The organism is Kineosporia succinea, assembly GCF_030811555.1.
Taxonomy (GTDB): Bacteria; Actinomycetota; Actinomycetes; order Actinomycetales; family Kineosporiaceae; genus Kineosporia; species Kineosporia succinea.
The window spans coordinates 7,678,395-7,696,431 of record NZ_JAUSQZ010000001.1; the positions used below are offsets into that span (position 1 = coordinate 7,678,395).

Here is an 18,037-nt window from a genome sequence, read left to right on the forward strand (position 1 = left end):
TGCTGCGTCAGATCGCGGGTGGCCTCGCCGACCTGCCGCTCGAACTGTTCCCGGGCCGCGATCAGTTCCGGGGCCGCGGGAACGATCCCCCGGCCGTACACCTGCCCGACCCGGCGCAGATCGTCGTGGAACGGGGCCTCGCGCTCCTGCGGCTCCACCGTCTCCACCAGCCGCCGGGCCCGGTTGCCGAAGGCCGTGAGCATCTCCTCGGCCAGCTCCGGGACGACGGCAGCCTGGTGCAGGTGCGGGCGCACCTGCCCGGCGTCGCGGGCGATCACCGTGTCCGGATCGCGCAGCAGCTCCGCCGCGCTCGACCAGGCCACGTCGTCCGGCCGGCCCTGGAGGCGCAGCTGCACCTGCCGGGTGGCCCGGGCGATCGGCTCCCGCAGCGGCCGGGTGACCGCCGCCGCCAGTCCCGGCTGCCCCGGTGAGGACGTCTTCAGGGCCGCGCTCAGGGACCGCTCGAACCCGGACCGCAGATCCGAAACCTCCTGCACGGCCTCCTGAACCCGGGCGGTCCGGGCCGCGGCCTCCTGCGGCGGCAGATGGCTCAGGTCGGTCTCCTGCAGTTGCCGGGCGAGGTCCGCCTCGGCCTGGCCGATCTGTCCCTCGAACCGTTCGCGCAGGCCCACCAGCCTTCTGGGGTCCGGGATCAGCGAGCTGCCGTACTCCCGCTCCACCCGGCGTATCGTCGCGGTGTCCGGGTTCGCACGAAGTTCCGGCGGAATGCTCTCCACCAGTCGCCGGGCCCCGGCCTGGAACTCGTCCAGCAGCTCACCGGACATCTCCGGCGAGACCCGCGTCCACTCCACGTGCGGGCGGAGCTGCTCGGTGTCCCGCGCGATCACCCCGTCCGGGTCACGCAGCAGATCCCGCGCCCCGCCGAACACCACGTCCTCCGGACGCCCCTCCAGCTTCCTGCGCAGTTCGCTGCTCGCGTGGCGGATCCGGTCCCGGACCTGCCGGTCGACCTCGGCCTCGACCTCGACCTGGGAGCTGTTCCCGGCCCGGACGTCGAGCACGAGCGACTCGAAGTCGGACCGCAGCTGCGAGACCCGATGGATCTCCTGCTCGGCGCCCGCGATCCGCGCGGCCGCCTCGGCCTCGGGCAGGTGCCCCAGATCGGCCTGCTCCAGCTCGGCCGAGAGGCTCGCCTCGGCCTGGCTGACACGGGCCTCGACCTCCTCACGCAGAATGTTCAGCTGATGCAGTCCGGTGAACAGCCGGCTCCCGTACTGCCGCGCCACCTGCTGGATCACCGTGTCGCCCGGAGCCATCCGCTGCTCGGCCGGGACGGCGTCGACGATCTGGTGGGCCCCCGCCCGGAAGTCGTGGATCAGGTGCGCAGCCGCCTCCGGGGAGTATCCGCGGAACTGCAGGTGCTCCTGGATCTGCTCGGTGTCGCGGGCGATGGCGCCCTCCGGATCACGCAGCAGATCCTGCGCGCCGGACCACTGCACGTCGTCGGGCCGGCCCTCGAGCCTGCGGTTCAGTTCGTGGGTGACCCGGGTGATCTCACCGGCGACGTGCCCGGTGACGACAGCCGGTACCTCGGCCAGGTTGATTCCGGGCCAGCGCATCGCATCCTGCACGACTTCGTCGATGCGGCCGCGCAGGTCCGAAAGCTCGTGCAGCATCTCCTGTCCCTGGGCGAGGCGGGCTTCTCGTTGCGCCGCGGTCAGGCCGCTGAGGTCGGCCTGCTCGATCCGCCGGGACAGATCCAGGTGGGCCTGGTCGATCTGGCGCCCGGCCCCCTCACGCAGGGCCCGGAACGCCTCCCAGTCGGGGAACAGATGATGCCCGTACCCCCGCTCCACCTTCTGGATGTCCAGGCTGGACGGGATCTCCCGGACCTCGGGCCCCGCCCGGTCGACGATCTTCCAGGCCTCGGCCCGGAAGTCGTCCAGGTACGTCTCGGCCGCGGCCGGGCTCACTCCCTCCGACTCCAGACCGGCTCGCAACTGGGCGACGTCACCGGCGATCGCCGTCTCCGGATCACGCAGCAGATCCCGCGCGCTCGAGAACACGACCTCCGGCGGCCGGCCTTCCAGCACCCGGTCCAGCTCCCGGGTGACCCGCCCGACCTCCGTCTTCAGCTGCCCCTCGACCAGTGCTGGAACGACCCTGGCGGTGCTGCCCGGCGCGTCCAGCGCATGGATCACCGCCTGCTCGATCTGGCGGGTGGTGGCGGCCAGGTCCGCCACCAGTTCCCGCCCGCGGGAGACGCGCTCCGCGACCTCAGGGTGGGTGGGCACCGTTGCCTCGGCCTGGTCCAGCCGGCGCGAAAGACCGCCCGAGACATCACTGATCGTCTCCAGGATGTCCTGCGGAACCTCACCGAGCCGGTGGAACCCCGGGACCAGCCCGGCCGAGTACGCCCGGTCGAGCCGGGACAGCACCGAGGCGTCGGGGTTGGCCCGCTGCTCGGCCGGGATCGCCTCGATCAGCTGCTGCGTGCGGCTCCGGTACCGCTGGAGCACTTCCTCGGCACCCTCCGGGGAGAAGCGACCCCGTTGCAGCACCGGACGCAATTGCTCGGCGTCCCGCGCGATCGCGGCGGCCGGGTCGCTCAGCAGTTCCTGCGCCGTGGCCACCTTGCGGAACTCGTACGGCACCGGACGCGGGATCCGCGCCACTTCCGACTCGGCCCCTTCGGCGGCCTCCTCCGGCCACGCCCGGCGCATCTGCTCGCGCATCTCCCGCCGCCAGGTGGCCTGGTCCGCCAGGTCGTCCAGCGTGGGCGCCGTCAGGCCCGCGTCGAAGGCATTGACCTGCCGGGCCTCCTGGTCCAGCCAGACCCGCTTGCTTCCCTCGGCCTGGTACGCGTCGTGGAACGCCAGCGCCGTGTCCTCGCGGAAGTCGGCCGCCAGCAACTTCAGGCTCTCTTCGTGGATCTTCGCGCCGTCGGTCATCTGGCGCAGTCGTCGACCGGCCAGGTCGAGCGCGTGTTCGGCCTCGACCTCGAAACGCAGGCGCTGGGGCAGGTTCCCGAGCATCTCCTCGATCCCCTCGTCCCACCGCGACCGCACCCAGTGATCACCCTCGAACGAGCCCAGCGGGTCCTGCAGATTCCGCACGGTACGGTCGAAGTGGGCCCGCGCCTCCGAGCGGAAGGCCACCCGGGCCCGGTCCACCTGAGACCGGCCGGTCAGGTCGCCCCAGCCGCCGTGAACCTCCAGCGCCTGCACCCGCTGCTCGAACTCCCGCATGGCGACGACGATCTCGGTCTCGAACCAGGACTCCTGGGCGAAGCGTGCGGGCAGCGCCTCGGCGAACTCGTCGAGCGCGAGGTCCAGCCGGTGGGCCTGGACCCGGTCCAGGTGGCCGGGGTTGTGCCGCAGGTCCGTGATGGCTCCGCGGACGGCCTCCAGGTAGTCGTTCAGCACCCGGCTCAGCCCGGACAGCGACAGATCCCCGGGGACGCGCAGTTCATCGACCTGCTGGGTCCGCAGCCCCGGCGGGAAGGCCTCGGGGGCGACGTCCAGGTCACGCCGCCCGAGGATCTTCTGGAAGTCGCCGGGCATCCAGTCTGCGGGCAGACGACCCTCCCGAAGGGGAGCCGCCTCCCAGTGCGCGAAATCCAGCCGTTTCTCGGCCAGGGCGAGGAGCTCGGTGTCGACCCGGGAAAACGTGTCGGAGACACCCGCGTGGTCGAGCCAGGCACTCGCGAACTGCCTGCGGATCTCCCGGTAGTCAGGATCGGTGAAGAGGGCCTGGCGCAGGTCGCGGTCGTTGGCCGAGAGCATCAGTTCCCGGCGCACCTGGGCGTCCGTCACGTCGCGGCTCCCCCGCCCGGCGACGACCTGGGACGGGGACGGACCGACCTCCCGAGCCACCATCAGCGTCCGGAAGTCCTTCTCATCCACCTGGTACCGGTGCAGGACGGCGTTCAGGTGATCGTGCGCCGCCTGCGAACGCAACAGCGACGACTGCGTGTAGGCACGGTCCAGAGCGGCCCACTGCTCGTCCGTCAGCCCCAGTGCCTTGACCGGTTCGGTCTCACCCGCTCGCTCCCGGGCCGCACCGGCCTTGGGCCGGCCGCCGGACTCACTGCCCCGCAGGGATTCCACGTGCCGGCCGTAGGCCTCGTTGAGCTCGGCCCGGGCCGCATGGAACGCCTCGTCACCGGCGTGCAGACGTTCCAGCTGGGGGATGACGTCCTTCGGGTCGATCCCGAGCCGGCTGAGGCGATCGCGGGCGCGGTCGCGCAGCATGACCGCCAGGTGCACGTCGTGCACCCGGGAGACGTCACGAAGATTGCCGATCTGCGCCGCCCGCGCCTCGAAAGCGGCCGCGCGGGTGTGCTGCACGTGGGCCTCGGCCCGGAGGTAGGTGACCACGGCCGGATGGTCGGGGCCCCAGACGCGCCGGGTGAGATCGGTGAGGTCCCGCAGAGCCGGCGACAGCGGCGTGGAGGCCGGGACCGGGGTCGCCGATGAGGAGGACGACTCAGGTACCGGCATCGAGGAGGACGACTCAGTGGCCGGTCCCGGAGAGGACGACGCAACCACCGGTGGCACGGAAGCGGACGACTCCGGTGCAGCCGGGACCACGGAGTCGGCGGGACGGGCGTCGTCCCCCACCCGCACGTCCCCCGCCCCTGCGTCCCCGACCCGCATGTCCCCCGCCCCTGCGTCCCTGACCCGCGCGTCCCCCGGCTCCAGGTCCCGGACCCGCACATCCGCCGGCCCTGCGTCGCCCACTCGCACGTCCCCCACTCGCACGTCCGCCGCACGCACGTCCGCCGCCCCGTCCACCGACGTCCCGCCCGTGACCGACCGGGACCCGTCCCCTTCTGTCGCCAGGGAACGCACACTGCTCGTGTCCCAGCCGATCTGGTCCTCCAGCGCCCCCGGCGCCTCCCGCTCGAACACGTCGTACCGCGTCTGCGCGCTGACGTCCGTCGGTCGCGGAACCGTCTCGTCCGGCCCGACCCGCACCAGGCCGTCCTCCGGGGCCAGCAATTCGGTCCAGGTCGTCGGCCTCCGCTCCCCCGCCAGATCCGCACGCGGCTGCCCGCTCGCGCCCGCCACCTCCAGCTCGGCGTCGTGCGCGCTGGCGGCGCTGGCCCGGCCTTCACCCCGCGAAACCCGCTCCGTGACCGGCCGCACATTGTCGACGTGGTCGAACACCGCGACCGACTCCTCGATCAGATGCTCCGGGGTGACCACCTGGGCCTCGGTGCGGGCCCGCTGCTCCGTCCTCAGATACGCCGGGCTCCCCGCGGGCAGTGCGTCGTCCGAGATGTGCACCGTGATCACGTCGTCGGCCCGGCGCACCACGGTCATCTCGCTGTCGAGGATCCGGTGCACCGAGTTCCTGGAAAATCCCAGCAGGTCGTCGACCACCCGGTTGGCATTCCGGGTGTCGGCGTAAGCGCTGTGGGTGGTGCCCGAGCGGCTGAAGGCGGCGCTGCTCAGACTCGAGATGACCTCGTCGGCCAGACCCGGCTGGGGCAGGCCGATGAGCAGGTCCAGGGTCTCGGGCGATTCCGAGAGCTCGTCCAGTCCCTGCACCCCGCTGATCCGGGTAGGTTCCCCAGTGCCCAGCACGTGCACCTCGTCGAGCGCGATGGACTGCTCGCCGTCGCTCAGGCGCAGGTCCTCCGGGTCCAGGGGCGTCCCGTCGGTGTCGGCGAACTTGAGGTGCCCGTACGAGAGGGACACGTCGCCGCCGTCGGTGATCCGGATCCGGGCCGCCTCCAGCGTCGCCTCGCCGTTCGTGAACTTCAGCCCGGACCCCGTGCTCGACGTCCGGGGGATGTCCACCCCGCCGTGGCCCAGGGAGACCGAGGACCCCACCACCTCAAGCCCGTTCGGGCGTACCGTGCTCGTTCCGTCGGTCAGCCGCACGTCTCGCAGGGGGATCAGCGCGGTACCGTCGGTGACCATCACCCGGTTCAGCGGGACGGTCGTGCCCCCGTCGGTCAGGGACAGACCCGTGCTGCTCAGACGCACGTCGCCCGATCCGAGACGCACCGCCGCTGCGTCGGCACCGCCCAGGACGTGCGCGAGGTTGCCGACCCGGGTCAGCGAGTCGATCTCGCCCATGATGTGCGCCGAGCCGTGCACGAACGCGCTGCTGAGCACGTCGACCGTGTGCCGAGCGACACCCAGGCCACGCCCGCCCGTGGCGACCGTGCTTCCGTCCGCCAACCGCGTCGGCACCAGAAGACCGTTGGGCGTCGCCGTGAACCCCGAATCCGCCACGTGGGTGGTCAGGTTCAGGTTCGTCAGGCTCGGGGTGGGCGGGGTGACCGGCGTGCGGCCCGCGAGAGAGGGAGCGTCCACCGGCGCCCCGGCCTCGCGGAAGCCGATCGTCATGTCGTGGGCGGTCAGCGGCGGCAGGTCGCCCAGCAGCCCGGGAACGTGCCCGCCCGGCGCTCCGGCGCCCGGGCCGGGCAGGAGGATCTCGGGCCGCGGCATCAGGTGCATGCCCACGTGGCCCCCCATACCGCCGACGTTCAGCAGGCCCTTGGTGATCTGGAGGCTGTTGCCCATCCGGTCGAGGATCATCCCCTCGCGGAAGGCCGGGAGCATCAGCCCCCGGCCCAGCACACCGAGTTTGAAGGCCCCGGAGACCCCCAGCACCCGAATCTCGTCACCGGCCATCGGCAGGAAGATCCGCAGCCAGGCCCAGTCGCCCAGCTCCCGCCGCATGAAGTTCGCGAACGCGCTGTTGGAGAACGCGTCCAGCGCCCGGGTGATCGCCGTACGCCCGGATCGAGCGATCACGCCCATCCCGGAGATGAACGCCTTGGAGCCCGCGGTGATGCTGAATCCGCTCAGGACGGTGAATCCGCGCGCGGCCAGCCCGCCGGAGGCGATCCCCCTCGCGATCCAGGTGGCCCCCGAGCGGGTGGACGCGGCGATCACCGAGCCGATGTCGAACACGCCTTTGACGATCGTGCTGAAGGAGATCGACCGGAAGAACGCCCAGGCACCGCCGCCGGCCGAGCGCAGGATGCTGGCGGCGCCCCGTCCCACCGCCTGCGCACCCCGGCCGATCAGCTTCACCAGATCGCTGATCCTGATCGCCCGGGTGCTCGGGAACAGCACCCCGAACAGCGAGAAGAGCACCTCGCCGAGACTTCCGTGCCCGGCGTACAGGTCGACCACCGACTTGACCAGCAGCACCGCGTTCGCGGCGAAGGCGAGGAGCCCGAGCGGCCCACCGACGAAGATCGCCACGATGGTGATCAGCAGGGTGATCCAGAAGAACACGTCCCAGAACTGGGCGCAGCGGCTCTTGGCCCAGGGGTTCACCGCGTGCGAGGCCGAGTCCAGCGCGGCCGCCGCCACCTGACCGGCCGTCTTCAGGTCACCCGCGGCGCCGGTGCCCCGTCCCTTCAGCACCTCCAGCTGCGGGTCGTCGTCCGCCAGCCCCTGCGCGCTGGTCAGCGCGGTGTCGGCGGCCCCCTGGGCCTCCCGCAGTTTCTCCTCGTACGTCGCCATCGCCGGGGCCGCGATCGCGAAGGCGTCCGCGACCGCGTTCAGGAACGTCGTGGTCTTGGTGTCGATTTCGCGGCGCAGCCAGTCGGCCGTCTGGCCGACGAAGGCACCGTCACCGGTACCGGCCATGATCTCGCCGATGCCGTTGCGGGCGTCGGTGACCGCTCCCTGGATCAGTTCCATGTAGACGCGGATCCGGTGCACGACCTCCGGGTCCCCGGGGGTGGGGTCGCCGTCGAGACCGAGCTTGGACCAGTCACTCTCACGGGGCACGTCGGAACTCCAGGGTCAGCCCACGCGCGGCCGCGGGCAAAATGGTGGCACTGCCGGAGGCCAGCCTCCGGCAGCGGTGTTGACGAACGGTCGACGAGCGGGTGGACGCCCGGTCACAGGGCCTCGGTGGACGCTCCCCCGTCGCTGTTGTCACGACTGCCGCTGCCGTTCGGGCCGGCGTCGGGGACGCCGTCGGGATCGGAGTCGTCGTAGATGCTGGGGCCCTCGGTCTGCTCCCAGTCGTCGGTGTCGGCGTCACCGACCCACTTGCGCACGCGTCCCTCGTCGTCGGTCATGACCCGGGTGTCGGTGGTGGTGCCCGGGTTGTTCACGACCTCGATCACCGTCTCCTCGCCGTCCTGGTTCTTCGAGACCGACGTGTACCCACCCCCGTCGGGCTTGAACGTGGTGTTCGTCGTCGAGGAGGAGTTGTTCTTGCTGTTGTCCGGATCGACGAAACTGTTCTCGCTGGTGATGGTTCCGTCGTCGTTGTAATGGGTGACGATCGTCTCGGTGGTTCCGTCGCTGTGCGTCAGTTCCGTCCTCACCTGCGACGGGTCCTTGCCGTCGTCGTCGTAGGTGTAGGTCGTCTTCTCGGTGTACCCCAGCCCCTTGTCCGACTGGACCGTCGTCTCCTGCGACACCAGCCGCTCGTGGTCGTCGTACTGGTTGCTGGTGACGGTCGGGGTGCTGTCACCGGGGTAGGGCACTCCGGGATGCAGCTCGTTCCAGACGTCTTCGGCGTTCAGCTGGGTGGGAGCCGCTCCCGGGTCCTCCGGCGGGTTCTCCCACGGCAGCAGCGGCACGGCCTCCTGGTCGTGCTTGCGCCCGTCCGCACCCCACAGCGGTGAGGGCTGGAACTTCTCGTCCTTCGTCTCCTGGTAGAGCTGGTACTCGTCGCGCTCGGACTGCCACTGCGCGTACATCATCGCCGACAGCGAGCTCTGCGCCTTGGCCGCGAATTTGGCGTCCATGGTGAAGAACTGGGTCGCCACCGAGTCCAGCAGCTCGCCCATCTCGTCCAGGCGCTTCATCGAGTCCCGGAACGGCTTGTCCCACGCGTGGTAGAAGTGCGACAGCGCGCTGGCGACCTTGGGGTCCCCCACCCCCTCACCCCGGGAGCCGTTGGCGTTGATCACCCCGGTACTGAGACCGGGCACCTTGTCGTCCAGATGCTCCTTGAGCAGCCGGGCCTGACCGGCGAGCTCGTGCAGCCGGTCGTAGTTGATCTGCAGGTCGGGCACGCCGGCACTCCTCGAAGGTGAAGGGACGCAGGAACGACAGGGAACCGGCCGGGCCGGACCCACGATGACACCACGTGCGGTGGCCCGGCGATGCCGATCTGGCCGGAAGGGCAGACCTCTTGGCCCCTCGGGTGACACGAACACCCCTCGGGGACCAATAATTACGCAGGTCAGAGGCACAGTGAACGAACACGGGACGGCCTGCGTCGTACCGGTGAGAGAGCATCCTGTCGTCCTACCGAAGTGGAGCCCAGCCGTGCCCTCAGACATCAAGGTCACGTACGACGACGTGAAGACGGTCTCGACCCGCCTGAACTCGGCGAACGCCGACACCGTTCCGAAACTCACCACCGTGCAGAACACCGTGAACGCGTTGCTGACCGACGGCGGCGGGCTGTGGCTGCGCGAGGCCAGCCCGGTGCTGGAGGCGAAGTACCAGAGCTTCAACACCTCCGTCACCCAGGCGCTCAACGCGATCCCCTCCTGGGCCAATCAGTTCGACAACATCGTCACGCAGATCTCGGACATGGACCGGCAGATCGTCCAGGCCTCCGAAGCCGGTGGAGACAGCTCCAAGCGCTGAGACAGCCCAGGAAGAGGAGGAATTCGCATGGCTGACGTCAACGTCGATCCGGATGCCGTCCGGAACGCCGTCAACGTGATGAACAACAACAAGGAATCGATCATCACCGACCTGCAGGGACTGCTCACCGCGGTGACCGCCCTGCTCACCCTCGACGGTGGTCTCTGGCTGAAGAACTCCAGCCCGATCATGAGCACCGAGTTCCAGGCCTTCTCGCGCGACCTGCAGGAGGCGATCACCAACATCCAGAGCTTCGCGGAGAGCTTCAACTCCACCGTCACGAACCTCCAGCTGCTGGACGACGGCTACTCCAAGCGCACCTGATCCGGAAAGAGAAGACCCTTCCCCATGACCGCCGGGCTGAGCCGAACCACCGTCCTCACCGTGGTGACGGCCATCGAGATCGCCGTCCTCCTTTTCTTCGTCGGACGGTGGTACAGCCGTAAGTACGGCTGGCGCAAGGTCTTCCGCCGGAGCTGGCACTACCTGCGGGACACGGTCACGGACCTGGCCCGGCCCGGGATGCAGCTGTACCGCTTCGGCCGCTCGGTGCGCACGATCGTGTCCCAGCTCGTGAACCCCTGCCTGCACGAGGAACTGGGCACCCTGACCGGGGCGGTGCGGGCTCGTCTGGGCGAGGTCCCGGACGGACGCCCCTACGCGGTGCGCCTGGCCGGCAGCCGGGCCGAGGTGGCCGTGGCCGGAGCCGGGCCCGCCCGGCTCGCGGGCCTGCGGCGCACCCCGGACGGCTGGTGGGCCACGACCCGCGAGGACCTGATCACGCGGCCCGACGACGCCCCGGAGGGGGCCGATCGCGACCTGACCACGGGGCACGTCGCGATCGGCTGCGACCGGGGCCGGGTCACGTATCTCGACCTGCTCGAGGCCCCCGGCGCGGTCGAGGTCACCGGCCCCGACCGCGCCGTGCGCAGCCTGGTCTGGGCAGTGGCCGGCCAGCTGGTGCAGCGCGCCCACCGCAGCCACGACCTCGACGTCATCGTCGCGGGTGGCCTGCGGCCCGGTTTCGCCGGCCCGTCGGTGACCTCGGCCCTGCGAACCATCAGCGAGAGCCCCTACCAGGAGCACCGTTTCGTGGTGCTGGTCTGCGGCCCCCTGAGCCCGCCGGAGGCCGACCTCCTCACCCGGGAACTGCCCGGGCTGCCGGACCTGCGCGTCGTCGTCGCAGGCCCGTACGCGGGGCGTCGCTGGAGCCTCCCCGTCAGCGCTACCGGCCGGATCGACGCACCGACGCTGCGGATCCACACCGACTCGGCCCCGGTGGAACGAGCCGTCACGCTGGCCGTGAGACGACGGCAGCGCACGAACGAGGCCGTGGCCCCGGTCCGGGTGCCCGCCGCACCCCCTCGTTCGTCGACACCGAGAAGCACCCCGGCGCCACCGCCCGAGCCCACTCCCACCCCGGCGGCCGACGTTCCCGAGACCGGCCCAACGGACTGGAAATTCGACGAACCCGAACCCGACTCGCCCGGAACCGGTGTCCTGAGCCTGAGCGCCGTGCGCGCCCATCAGGCCGCCTCGCCCCCGGACGACGATCCGGCCGACGGCCCGCGCCCCGACCAGGCCGCATCCCGCCGCTGACCGGCGGCCCTCTCCCCTCATCACCTCGTCGGCGCTCCCCGCCGGATCGAGCGTCATCGAAAGGACCTGGCCATGCGCCTGGTGATCTCGGTCGCCGTCCCGGCCACCGACCACGGCGACGACACCCCCGTAGGCGCACCGGCGCGTCCACCATCGTCTGCCCCGAAAGAGACCGGAACCCACGGCTGGGACGTCGTTCTCGACGTCCGGCAGGAGACTCCCCTGGGCGCGGTGACCGCCGCCGCCGTGGACTCCGACGACCTCGGCGAGGTGATCACCTACGTCGAGGGCCACCCGGTCGATCCGTCACTCACCGTCCGGCAGGCCGAACTCGTGCCGGGCCAGCGGATCGGGCTCGACGCCCCGACCCCGCCCGGTGACCTGGGCTGGCGCCCGGCCCGGATCGGCGTGGACACCCTGGAGGTGCACGCCGTCGGCGGCCCCCAGGCCGGGCGGATCTGGCCGGTGGGTTTCGGCACCTACGGCATCGGGCGCGGCCCGGGCACCTGGATCCACCTCGAGGGTGACGAGACACCGCTCCAGGGACCGGAACTCACGATCGACGCCGACGGCCGGGCCTGGTTGTCCGGTCTCGGCGGCACCCGGCTCAGCAGCACCGGAATGACCCTCGCCGACGAGACCGCGACCGTGCGCGGAGGTCGGCTCAGCCTGCCCGAGCCCCCGCACGACGAGGTCGGCTCTCCCGACCCGGGGTACCGGAAGGCGGTCGAGGACGCCGCGATCGAGTACGCCGCGATGATGAAGGGCCACGAGGGCGCCCGGCGCTGGCCGGTGGGAATGGACCTCGCCATCGGCGACACCCTGCTGCGGCTGGCCGAGCGGTTCGACCCCGACGCGGCGGTCTCCCCCTCGCAGGAGGAGATCGGCCGCGACTTCAACCGTCCCCCGCGGCTGGTGCCCCCGCTGCTGCAGCCGCCGGTGAAGATGCCCACCCCGCCGACCGCACCGCAGCGACGTCACATCCCGCTGCTGATGATGCTGGCGCCGATGGTGTTCGGGCTCAGCTTCGTCGTGTTCTTCCACTCCTACTTCTTCCTGCTCATCACCCTGATGACGCCGATCCTGCTGCTGGCCAACTGGATCCAGGACCGGCGCAGCGGTGCCCGCAAGTACCGCCAGGACAGCGCCGAGTACCGCCGCAAGCGCACCCAGGCCGAGCAGACCGTGTTCGCCAGCATCAACACCGAGCGCATCGCCCGCACCCAGGCCTCGCCCGACCCGGCCCTGGTCGGCCTGATCGCCAACGGCCCCAGCAGCCGGCTGTGGGAACGGCGCCGCGCCCACCCGGACTTCCTGGTGATGCGGATCGGCACGGTCGACCAGCCCTCGCTGATGGAACTGGACGACCCGGGCCGCGAGGAACCGCACCGGCGCTACCGCTGGAACGTGCCCGACGTCCCGATCGGCGTCTCCCTGACCGACCAGGGCGTGATCGGCGTGGCCGGGCCGGCCGAGGCCACCGGGTCGGTCGTGCGCTGGATGCTCGCCCAGGCCGGGGCCCTTCACAGTCCCCGTGACCTGCGTCTGTACCTGCTCGTCTCGCCCGGCGGCCTGCGCGGGCCCGGCGGCGACCCGCAGGAACGCTGGCACTGGGCCCGCTGGCTGCCCCAGGCCCGCCCGTTCGGGCCGGGCGAGCACGGGCCCCTGGTCACGTTCGGCAACGACCCGGAGACCATCGTCAACCGGGTCGGGGAGCTGGCCCAGCTGATCAAGGCGCGCCAGGAGGCGCGCGGTTCGCGCATGGGCACGGTGATGTTCGCCGAGCCGGACGTGCTGGTGGTGATGGACGGAGCGCGCCAGCTGCGCGACGTGCCCGGGGTCATGCAGATCCTGGCCGAGGGCCCGGCGGTGCGGGTGTTCACGGTCGCCGTCGACGACCTCGAGCGGCTGCTGCCCGAGGAGTGCACCGCCGTGGTGAAGATCGAGCACGACCGGATCCTTCTGCGCCGCGAGGACACCCCGAACGTGGGCGACGTGCGCCCCGACGACGTGAGCCGGGAATGGTGCGAGGACATCGCCCGGTCGCTGTCGAGCCTGCGGGACGTGACCCCGGACGACGTGGCCGGACTGCCCGAGCGCGTACGGCTGCTCGAGCTGCTGCACGCGGATCCGCCCAGCGGGCAGCTGATCGCGCAGCTGTGGGCCCGCCGCCCGGCCTCGACCGTCTTCCCGCTCGGGCGCGGCTTCGACGGACCGGTCGCGTTCGACCTGGTGCGCGACGGACCGCACGCCCTGATCGCGGGCACCACCGGCTCGGGCAAGTCCGAGCTGCTGCAGTCGATGGTGGCCTCGCTGGCCGCCGTGAACCGGCCGGACGAGCTGGTTTTCGTGCTCGTCGACTACAAGGGCGGCAGCGCCTTCCACCGCTGCGTCGACCTGCCCCACACCCTGGGCATGGTCACCGACCTCGACGAGGCGCTGTCACTGCGGGCCCTGGAGTCGCTCGGCGCGGAACTGCGCCGCCGGGAGCAGATGCTCGCCGACGCCGGGGCCAAGGACCTGCCCGAGTACCGGGCCCTGCGGGCGCGGGAACCGCAGCTGGCCCCGATGCCGCGGCTGCTGCTGGTGATCGACGAGTTCGCCACGATGGCCCGCGAGACCCCGGCCTTCGTGCCCGGTCTGGTCAGCATCGCCCAGCGGGGGCGCTCACTCGGTATCCACCTGATCCTGGCCACGCAGCGTCCGGCCGGGGTGGTGACCCCGGACATCAAGGCCAACACCAACCTGCGCATCGCCCTGCGGGTCACCGACGTGGTCGAGAGCCAGGACGTGATCGACACCCACGACGCGGCGCACATCTCCACCAGCACGCCCGGCCGCGCCCTGGCCCGGCTGGGGCACCGCTCGTCCCGGCCGTTCCAGACCGCCTACGTCGGGGGCTCCAGCTCCGGGTCCGAGCCCGAGGAGGTGCCCCAGGACGTGCCCGTCCCGGCCGCTGCGCCGGTGACCTGGAGCAGCCTCGGCCGGGTGCCCGACCTTCCCACCCCCGAACCGGAGTTCGACCCCGCGGCGCTGGCGCAGCAGAAGGCGCCCCGCACCGACCTGGACGACCTGGTGGACGCGATCCGCGAGGCCGCCGCCGCGAGTGGGGTGCAGTCCCAGCCCAGTCCCTGGCTGCCCGCCCTGGCTCCCCGGGTGCTGCTGTCCGAGCTCGAGGCCCTGCCCGAAGACCGGGGCCGGCCCCGTCTCACCCCCGACGGCCTGCGGATCGCGGCCTTCGCGAAGGCCGATCTGCCGAGTCTGCAGACCCAGCAGACGATCTCGTTCGACCCCGGTCGGGACGGGCACCTGTTCGTCATCGGGGCCCCCCGGGCGGGCCGGTCGCAGGTGCTGCGCACCATTGCCGGGAGCCTGGCCCGGGGCAACTCCAGCGCGGACGTGCACATGTACGGCATCGACGCGGCCGGCAGCGCGCTGGGCGTGCTGGCCGATCTGCCGCACTGCGGCGCGGTGGTGCCCCGTTCGGACCTGGAACGGATGACGCGCCTGATCACCTGGCTGACGGACGAACTCGAGCGCCGGCACCAGCTGATGGCCCAGCACAGCTCGGCCGACCTGTCCGAGGTGCGGGTCAAGACCGGCCCGGACACGGCGCCCGCGCACCTGGTCGTGTTCGTCGACGGCTGGGACGCCCTGGCCGCCCTGCTCACCGAGCACGACGGAGGAGCGCTCTACACCACATTCTTCGAGATCGTGCGTGAGGGCGCCAGCGCCGGGATCCACCTGGTCATGACCTCGGACCGGGTGCTGACCGCCGGGCGGGTCGCCGCGCTCAGCGAGAACAAGCTGATGATGCGGATGACCGACCGGGGTGAGCTCTCGGTGGCCGGGGTCTCGGCGCAACGGCTGCCCACCTACATCCCGCCGGGCCGGGCGTGGCGGGTGCAGGACCGCACCGAGGTCCAGGTCGCCCTGCTGGCACCCGACCCCTCCGGCGCGGCCCAGGTGCAGGCGCTGCGCCTGATCGCGCGGGACGCCGCCCAGCGCGACTCGCTACTGCCGGACGCACGTCGTCCCCACCGGATCGACCCGCTGCCCACCCGCACCACGTTCCCCGACCTGTTCGCCCGCTGGCCCGAGTCCGAGCGGGCGCCGATGCGCGCGCTGCTGGGCCTGGGCGGCGACGGCAAGCCGCTCGTCGTCGACTTCGGCGGCCGGGCCCACGCGTTCCTGGTGGCCGGGCCGTCCGGGTCCGGACGCAGCAACGTGCTGGCCACCCTCGCGATCAGCCTGCTGGCGGGCGACACCGGCCTCATCGTGCTCGCTCCCCGGGAGTCGCCGCTGCGGCGGCTGGCCGAGCACTCGTCGGTCGAGGTCATCACCAGCCTGCGCCCCGATCCGGCCGACCTGCGCGAGAAGCTGGCCCGCACGGGCGGGCGGCCCACGGTGGTGCTGGCCGACGACGTGGACCTGTTCGAGACCGGCAGCCCGATCGACCCGGTGCTGCGGGAAGTCGTGTCCCTGGGCCGGGACCGGCACCTCGGACTGGCCTACGCGGGCACCGGTGAGACCCTGACCGGCCCCACCGGCGGCTGGCTGGGCGAGGCCAAACGCTCACGCCAGGGGGTGCTGCTGGCACCGCAGAACGGGCTCGAGGGTGATCTCCTGGGAATCCGGTTGCCGCACAGCCAGGTCCGCGTACCGGTGCGCCCGGGCCGGGGTTTCACCACGATGGGAGCGCCCGCCGGGCGGGCCCAGGCCATCGCCGTGCCGCACACGACGCTGCGCTGACCTTTCCTTTTCGAGATGGAGGACGCGTCGGTCGAGCGAGAGGCCCGGGTTCCCTGGACGAGTGTCCGGGGATCCGGGTCTCCTGCGGGCGGTGGGCCAGCATCAGGGGGAAGGCGCTGCGCAGACCGATCCGGTGAGCGCGCCGACGCCGACCGCAGGAACTGGCATCTCCGTAGGGATCCAGCCAATCGGTGAGTTCGGCTCCGGGCGGCTCAGCGGACGTCAAGTCGCAGTTCAGCGGCCAGTGCCAGGATTTCGCAGGTTATTCGGCGTCGAGCCGAGACTCCCGAACCTCAGGAGGAAGTTCCACCGTGAAGCTCAAGATCCGATCCGCTGTCGCGGCGCTGGCCCTGGTGGCCGGGCTGGGAGTGGCCACCGTCCCGATGGCGCAGTCCGCGAGCGCGGCGAGCAAGACGCCGAAGAGCGTCTTCTTCTGCAACACCGCGACTGATTACTCCGTGAAGGTCTATGTCTATACCGACCCCGCCGATTCGACGTTCACCATGAAGAGTGGTTCTGGTTGTGTCCAGAAGTACCTGGCGCCGTACAGCACCTCGTTCGTGTTCCAGTTGACCAGCACCAAGGGCGAGCAGAAGCTGGCGCCCGCATCGATCCAGCTGGGCGAGAGCTGCTCCTACTGGGAGTCGTTCCAGTTCTCCAAGACGTACAAGACTTTCGAGTCGGGCGGATACAAGCACCTCTGCTGACCAGAGCCGTGGTGGAACGGCCCGGCCCCAGGGTTCAGCGCAACCGCGCCCGCAGCTCCAGCGGACCCCGCATCATCCCCGACGGAATCCACCGCACCTCCTCGAGCGGTAGAGCCGGCCGCAGTTCCGGGAACCGGTTGAGCAGGGCACCGAGCGCGATCGTCGCCTCCATCCGGGCCAGCGGCGCGCCCAGGCAGTGATGGATACCGTGCCCGAACGCGATGTGCCGGGCGTGCGGACGCGTGACGTCCAGTTCGAAGGGGTCTCCCAGGTCACGGTTCGCGGCCGCCAGGTAGACCGCGACCACGTCACCCCGGCGGATCTCGACCCCGCCCAGCGTCAGGTCGGCCGCCGCGAAACGAGGAGTGGCCATCTCGACCGACGAGTCCAGGCGCAGGAACTCCTCGACCGCGCCCTCCAGCAGTTCCGGCCGCGAGCGCAGCACATCGGCCTGGTCGGGATGCCGGAACAACGCGACCAGGGCGTTGCCGAGCAGGTTCACCGTGGTCTCGTGCCCGGCGATGACCAGCAGCGAACCGGTCGCGACGAGTTCCTCGCGCGAGAGCCGCCCGTCTTCGGCGTTCGACTGCGCGGTCAGGTCGGAGAGCAGGTCGTCGGTGGGCTCGGCCTGCTTGCGGTCGACCAGCGCGGACATGAACGCGTTGAGGGCGGCACCGGCCGCGCGCTGGGCGTCCGAGGGGGTGGCCAGGAACGCCGCGGTCCAGTCGCGGAACTGATCCCGTTCGCCCTCCGGAACGCCCAGCAGCTCACTGATCACGGTGATGGGCAGGGGCGCGGTGAACGCCTGCACGAGATCGACCTCGTCGTGGCCGGCCATCGCGTCGATCAGCCCGTCGGTGATCTCGTGCACCCGCCGGGCCAGCAGTTTCGTGCGCCGGGCGCTGAACGCGGGCGCGACCAGTCGCCGCAGCCGGGTGTGGTTCGGCGGGTCTTCCTGCAGCATCGAGCCGCCGATGCCGACGCCGACCCGGTGAGCCGTGTAACCGGCGTCCGTCAGGGCCTTCTCGGACGGTGTGGGGTCGCGCAGCAGCGCCGGGTGGGTCAGCGCGGCGCGGGCCTCCTCGTACGACAGGACGGCCCAGGCCTCGATCCCGCTGCTGAGCCGCACGCGCTGCACCGGGCCGTTCGCGCGTAGTTCCGCGAGTACCTGGGGGGCATGGGCTTTCACGTCGGCGGTGATGGTCAGGACGGCGTCGCGGGTCTGGCTGAGCTGGGTCATCGGGCCCTCCCCGATCGGGCGTGACGAACGGTCGTCCCCCACTCTCCGCCCGACCCGCCGGTAAGGCACGGCTGGATTGGATTCCGGGCCGGGTTCGTGCCAGGTTTGTACGGTTCAGCACGTCTGGGCACAAGCTGTTACGTGCATGGACTTTGCGTGGTTGCGGACGGAAGGACATTCCCAGTGAG

The 18,037-nt window shown here is 71.3% G+C and carries 8 protein-coding genes (1 of these 8 running past the window's edge); 5 read left to right on the forward strand and 3 right to left on the reverse strand.

The window, feature by feature from the left end:
• A protein-coding gene (locus J2S57_RS33600) for a coiled-coil domain-containing protein (RefSeq protein WP_307250330.1) crosses the window boundary here: on the reverse strand, window positions 1-7,724 show its 5' portion. The gene continues 20,140 nt to the left of window position 1, outside the view; only the first 7,724 of its 27,864 coding nucleotides appear in the window; it begins with the start codon at window positions 7,722-7,724; its stop codon lies off the left edge, out of view.
• Window positions 7,725-7,837: 113 nt separating this feature from the next.
• Window positions 7,838-8,968, reverse strand: a complete 1,131-nt coding sequence (locus J2S57_RS33605) for a hypothetical protein (protein ID WP_307250332.1) — start codon at window positions 8,966-8,968, stop codon at window positions 7,838-7,840.
• Window positions 8,969-9,224: 256 nt separating this feature from the next.
• Between J2S57_RS33605 and J2S57_RS33610 the strand changes: the two genes are divergently transcribed.
• From J2S57_RS33610 to J2S57_RS33630, 5 genes are all read left to right on the forward strand, one after another.
• Window positions 9,225-9,551: a hypothetical protein gene (locus tag J2S57_RS33610; protein ID WP_307250334.1), complete on the forward strand. Its 327-nt coding sequence runs from the start codon at window positions 9,225-9,227 to the stop codon at window positions 9,549-9,551.
• Between the two features lie 27 nt (window positions 9,552-9,578).
• Window positions 9,579-9,875 (forward strand): hypothetical protein, encoded by a 297-nt coding sequence (locus J2S57_RS33615; protein WP_307250337.1) that lies wholly within the window; start codon window positions 9,579-9,581, stop codon window positions 9,873-9,875.
• Between the two features lie 24 nt (window positions 9,876-9,899).
• On the forward strand, window positions 9,900-11,150 hold the full coding sequence (locus tag J2S57_RS33620) for a hypothetical protein (protein ID WP_307250338.1): 1,251 nt from the start codon (window positions 9,900-9,902) through the stop codon (window positions 11,148-11,150).
• A gap of 72 nt (window positions 11,151-11,222) precedes the next feature.
• Entirely contained in the window at window positions 11,223-15,902 is a 4,680-nt protein-coding gene (locus tag J2S57_RS33625; protein WP_307250340.1) for an FtsK/SpoIIIE domain-containing protein, read from the forward strand.
• Between the two features lie 311 nt (window positions 15,903-16,213).
• Complete coding sequence (locus J2S57_RS33630; protein ID WP_307250342.1) at window positions 16,214-16,609, forward strand: hypothetical protein; 396 nt, start codon at window positions 16,214-16,216, stop codon at window positions 16,607-16,609.
• A gap of 34 nt (window positions 16,610-16,643) precedes the next feature.
• Here the strand turns inward: J2S57_RS33630 and J2S57_RS33635 are convergent, their stop codons facing one another.
• On the reverse strand, window positions 16,644-17,849 hold the full coding sequence (locus tag J2S57_RS33635) for a cytochrome P450 family protein (protein ID WP_307250344.1): 1,206 nt from the start codon (window positions 17,847-17,849) through the stop codon (window positions 16,644-16,646).
• Window positions 17,850-18,037: the final 188 nt, after the last annotated feature.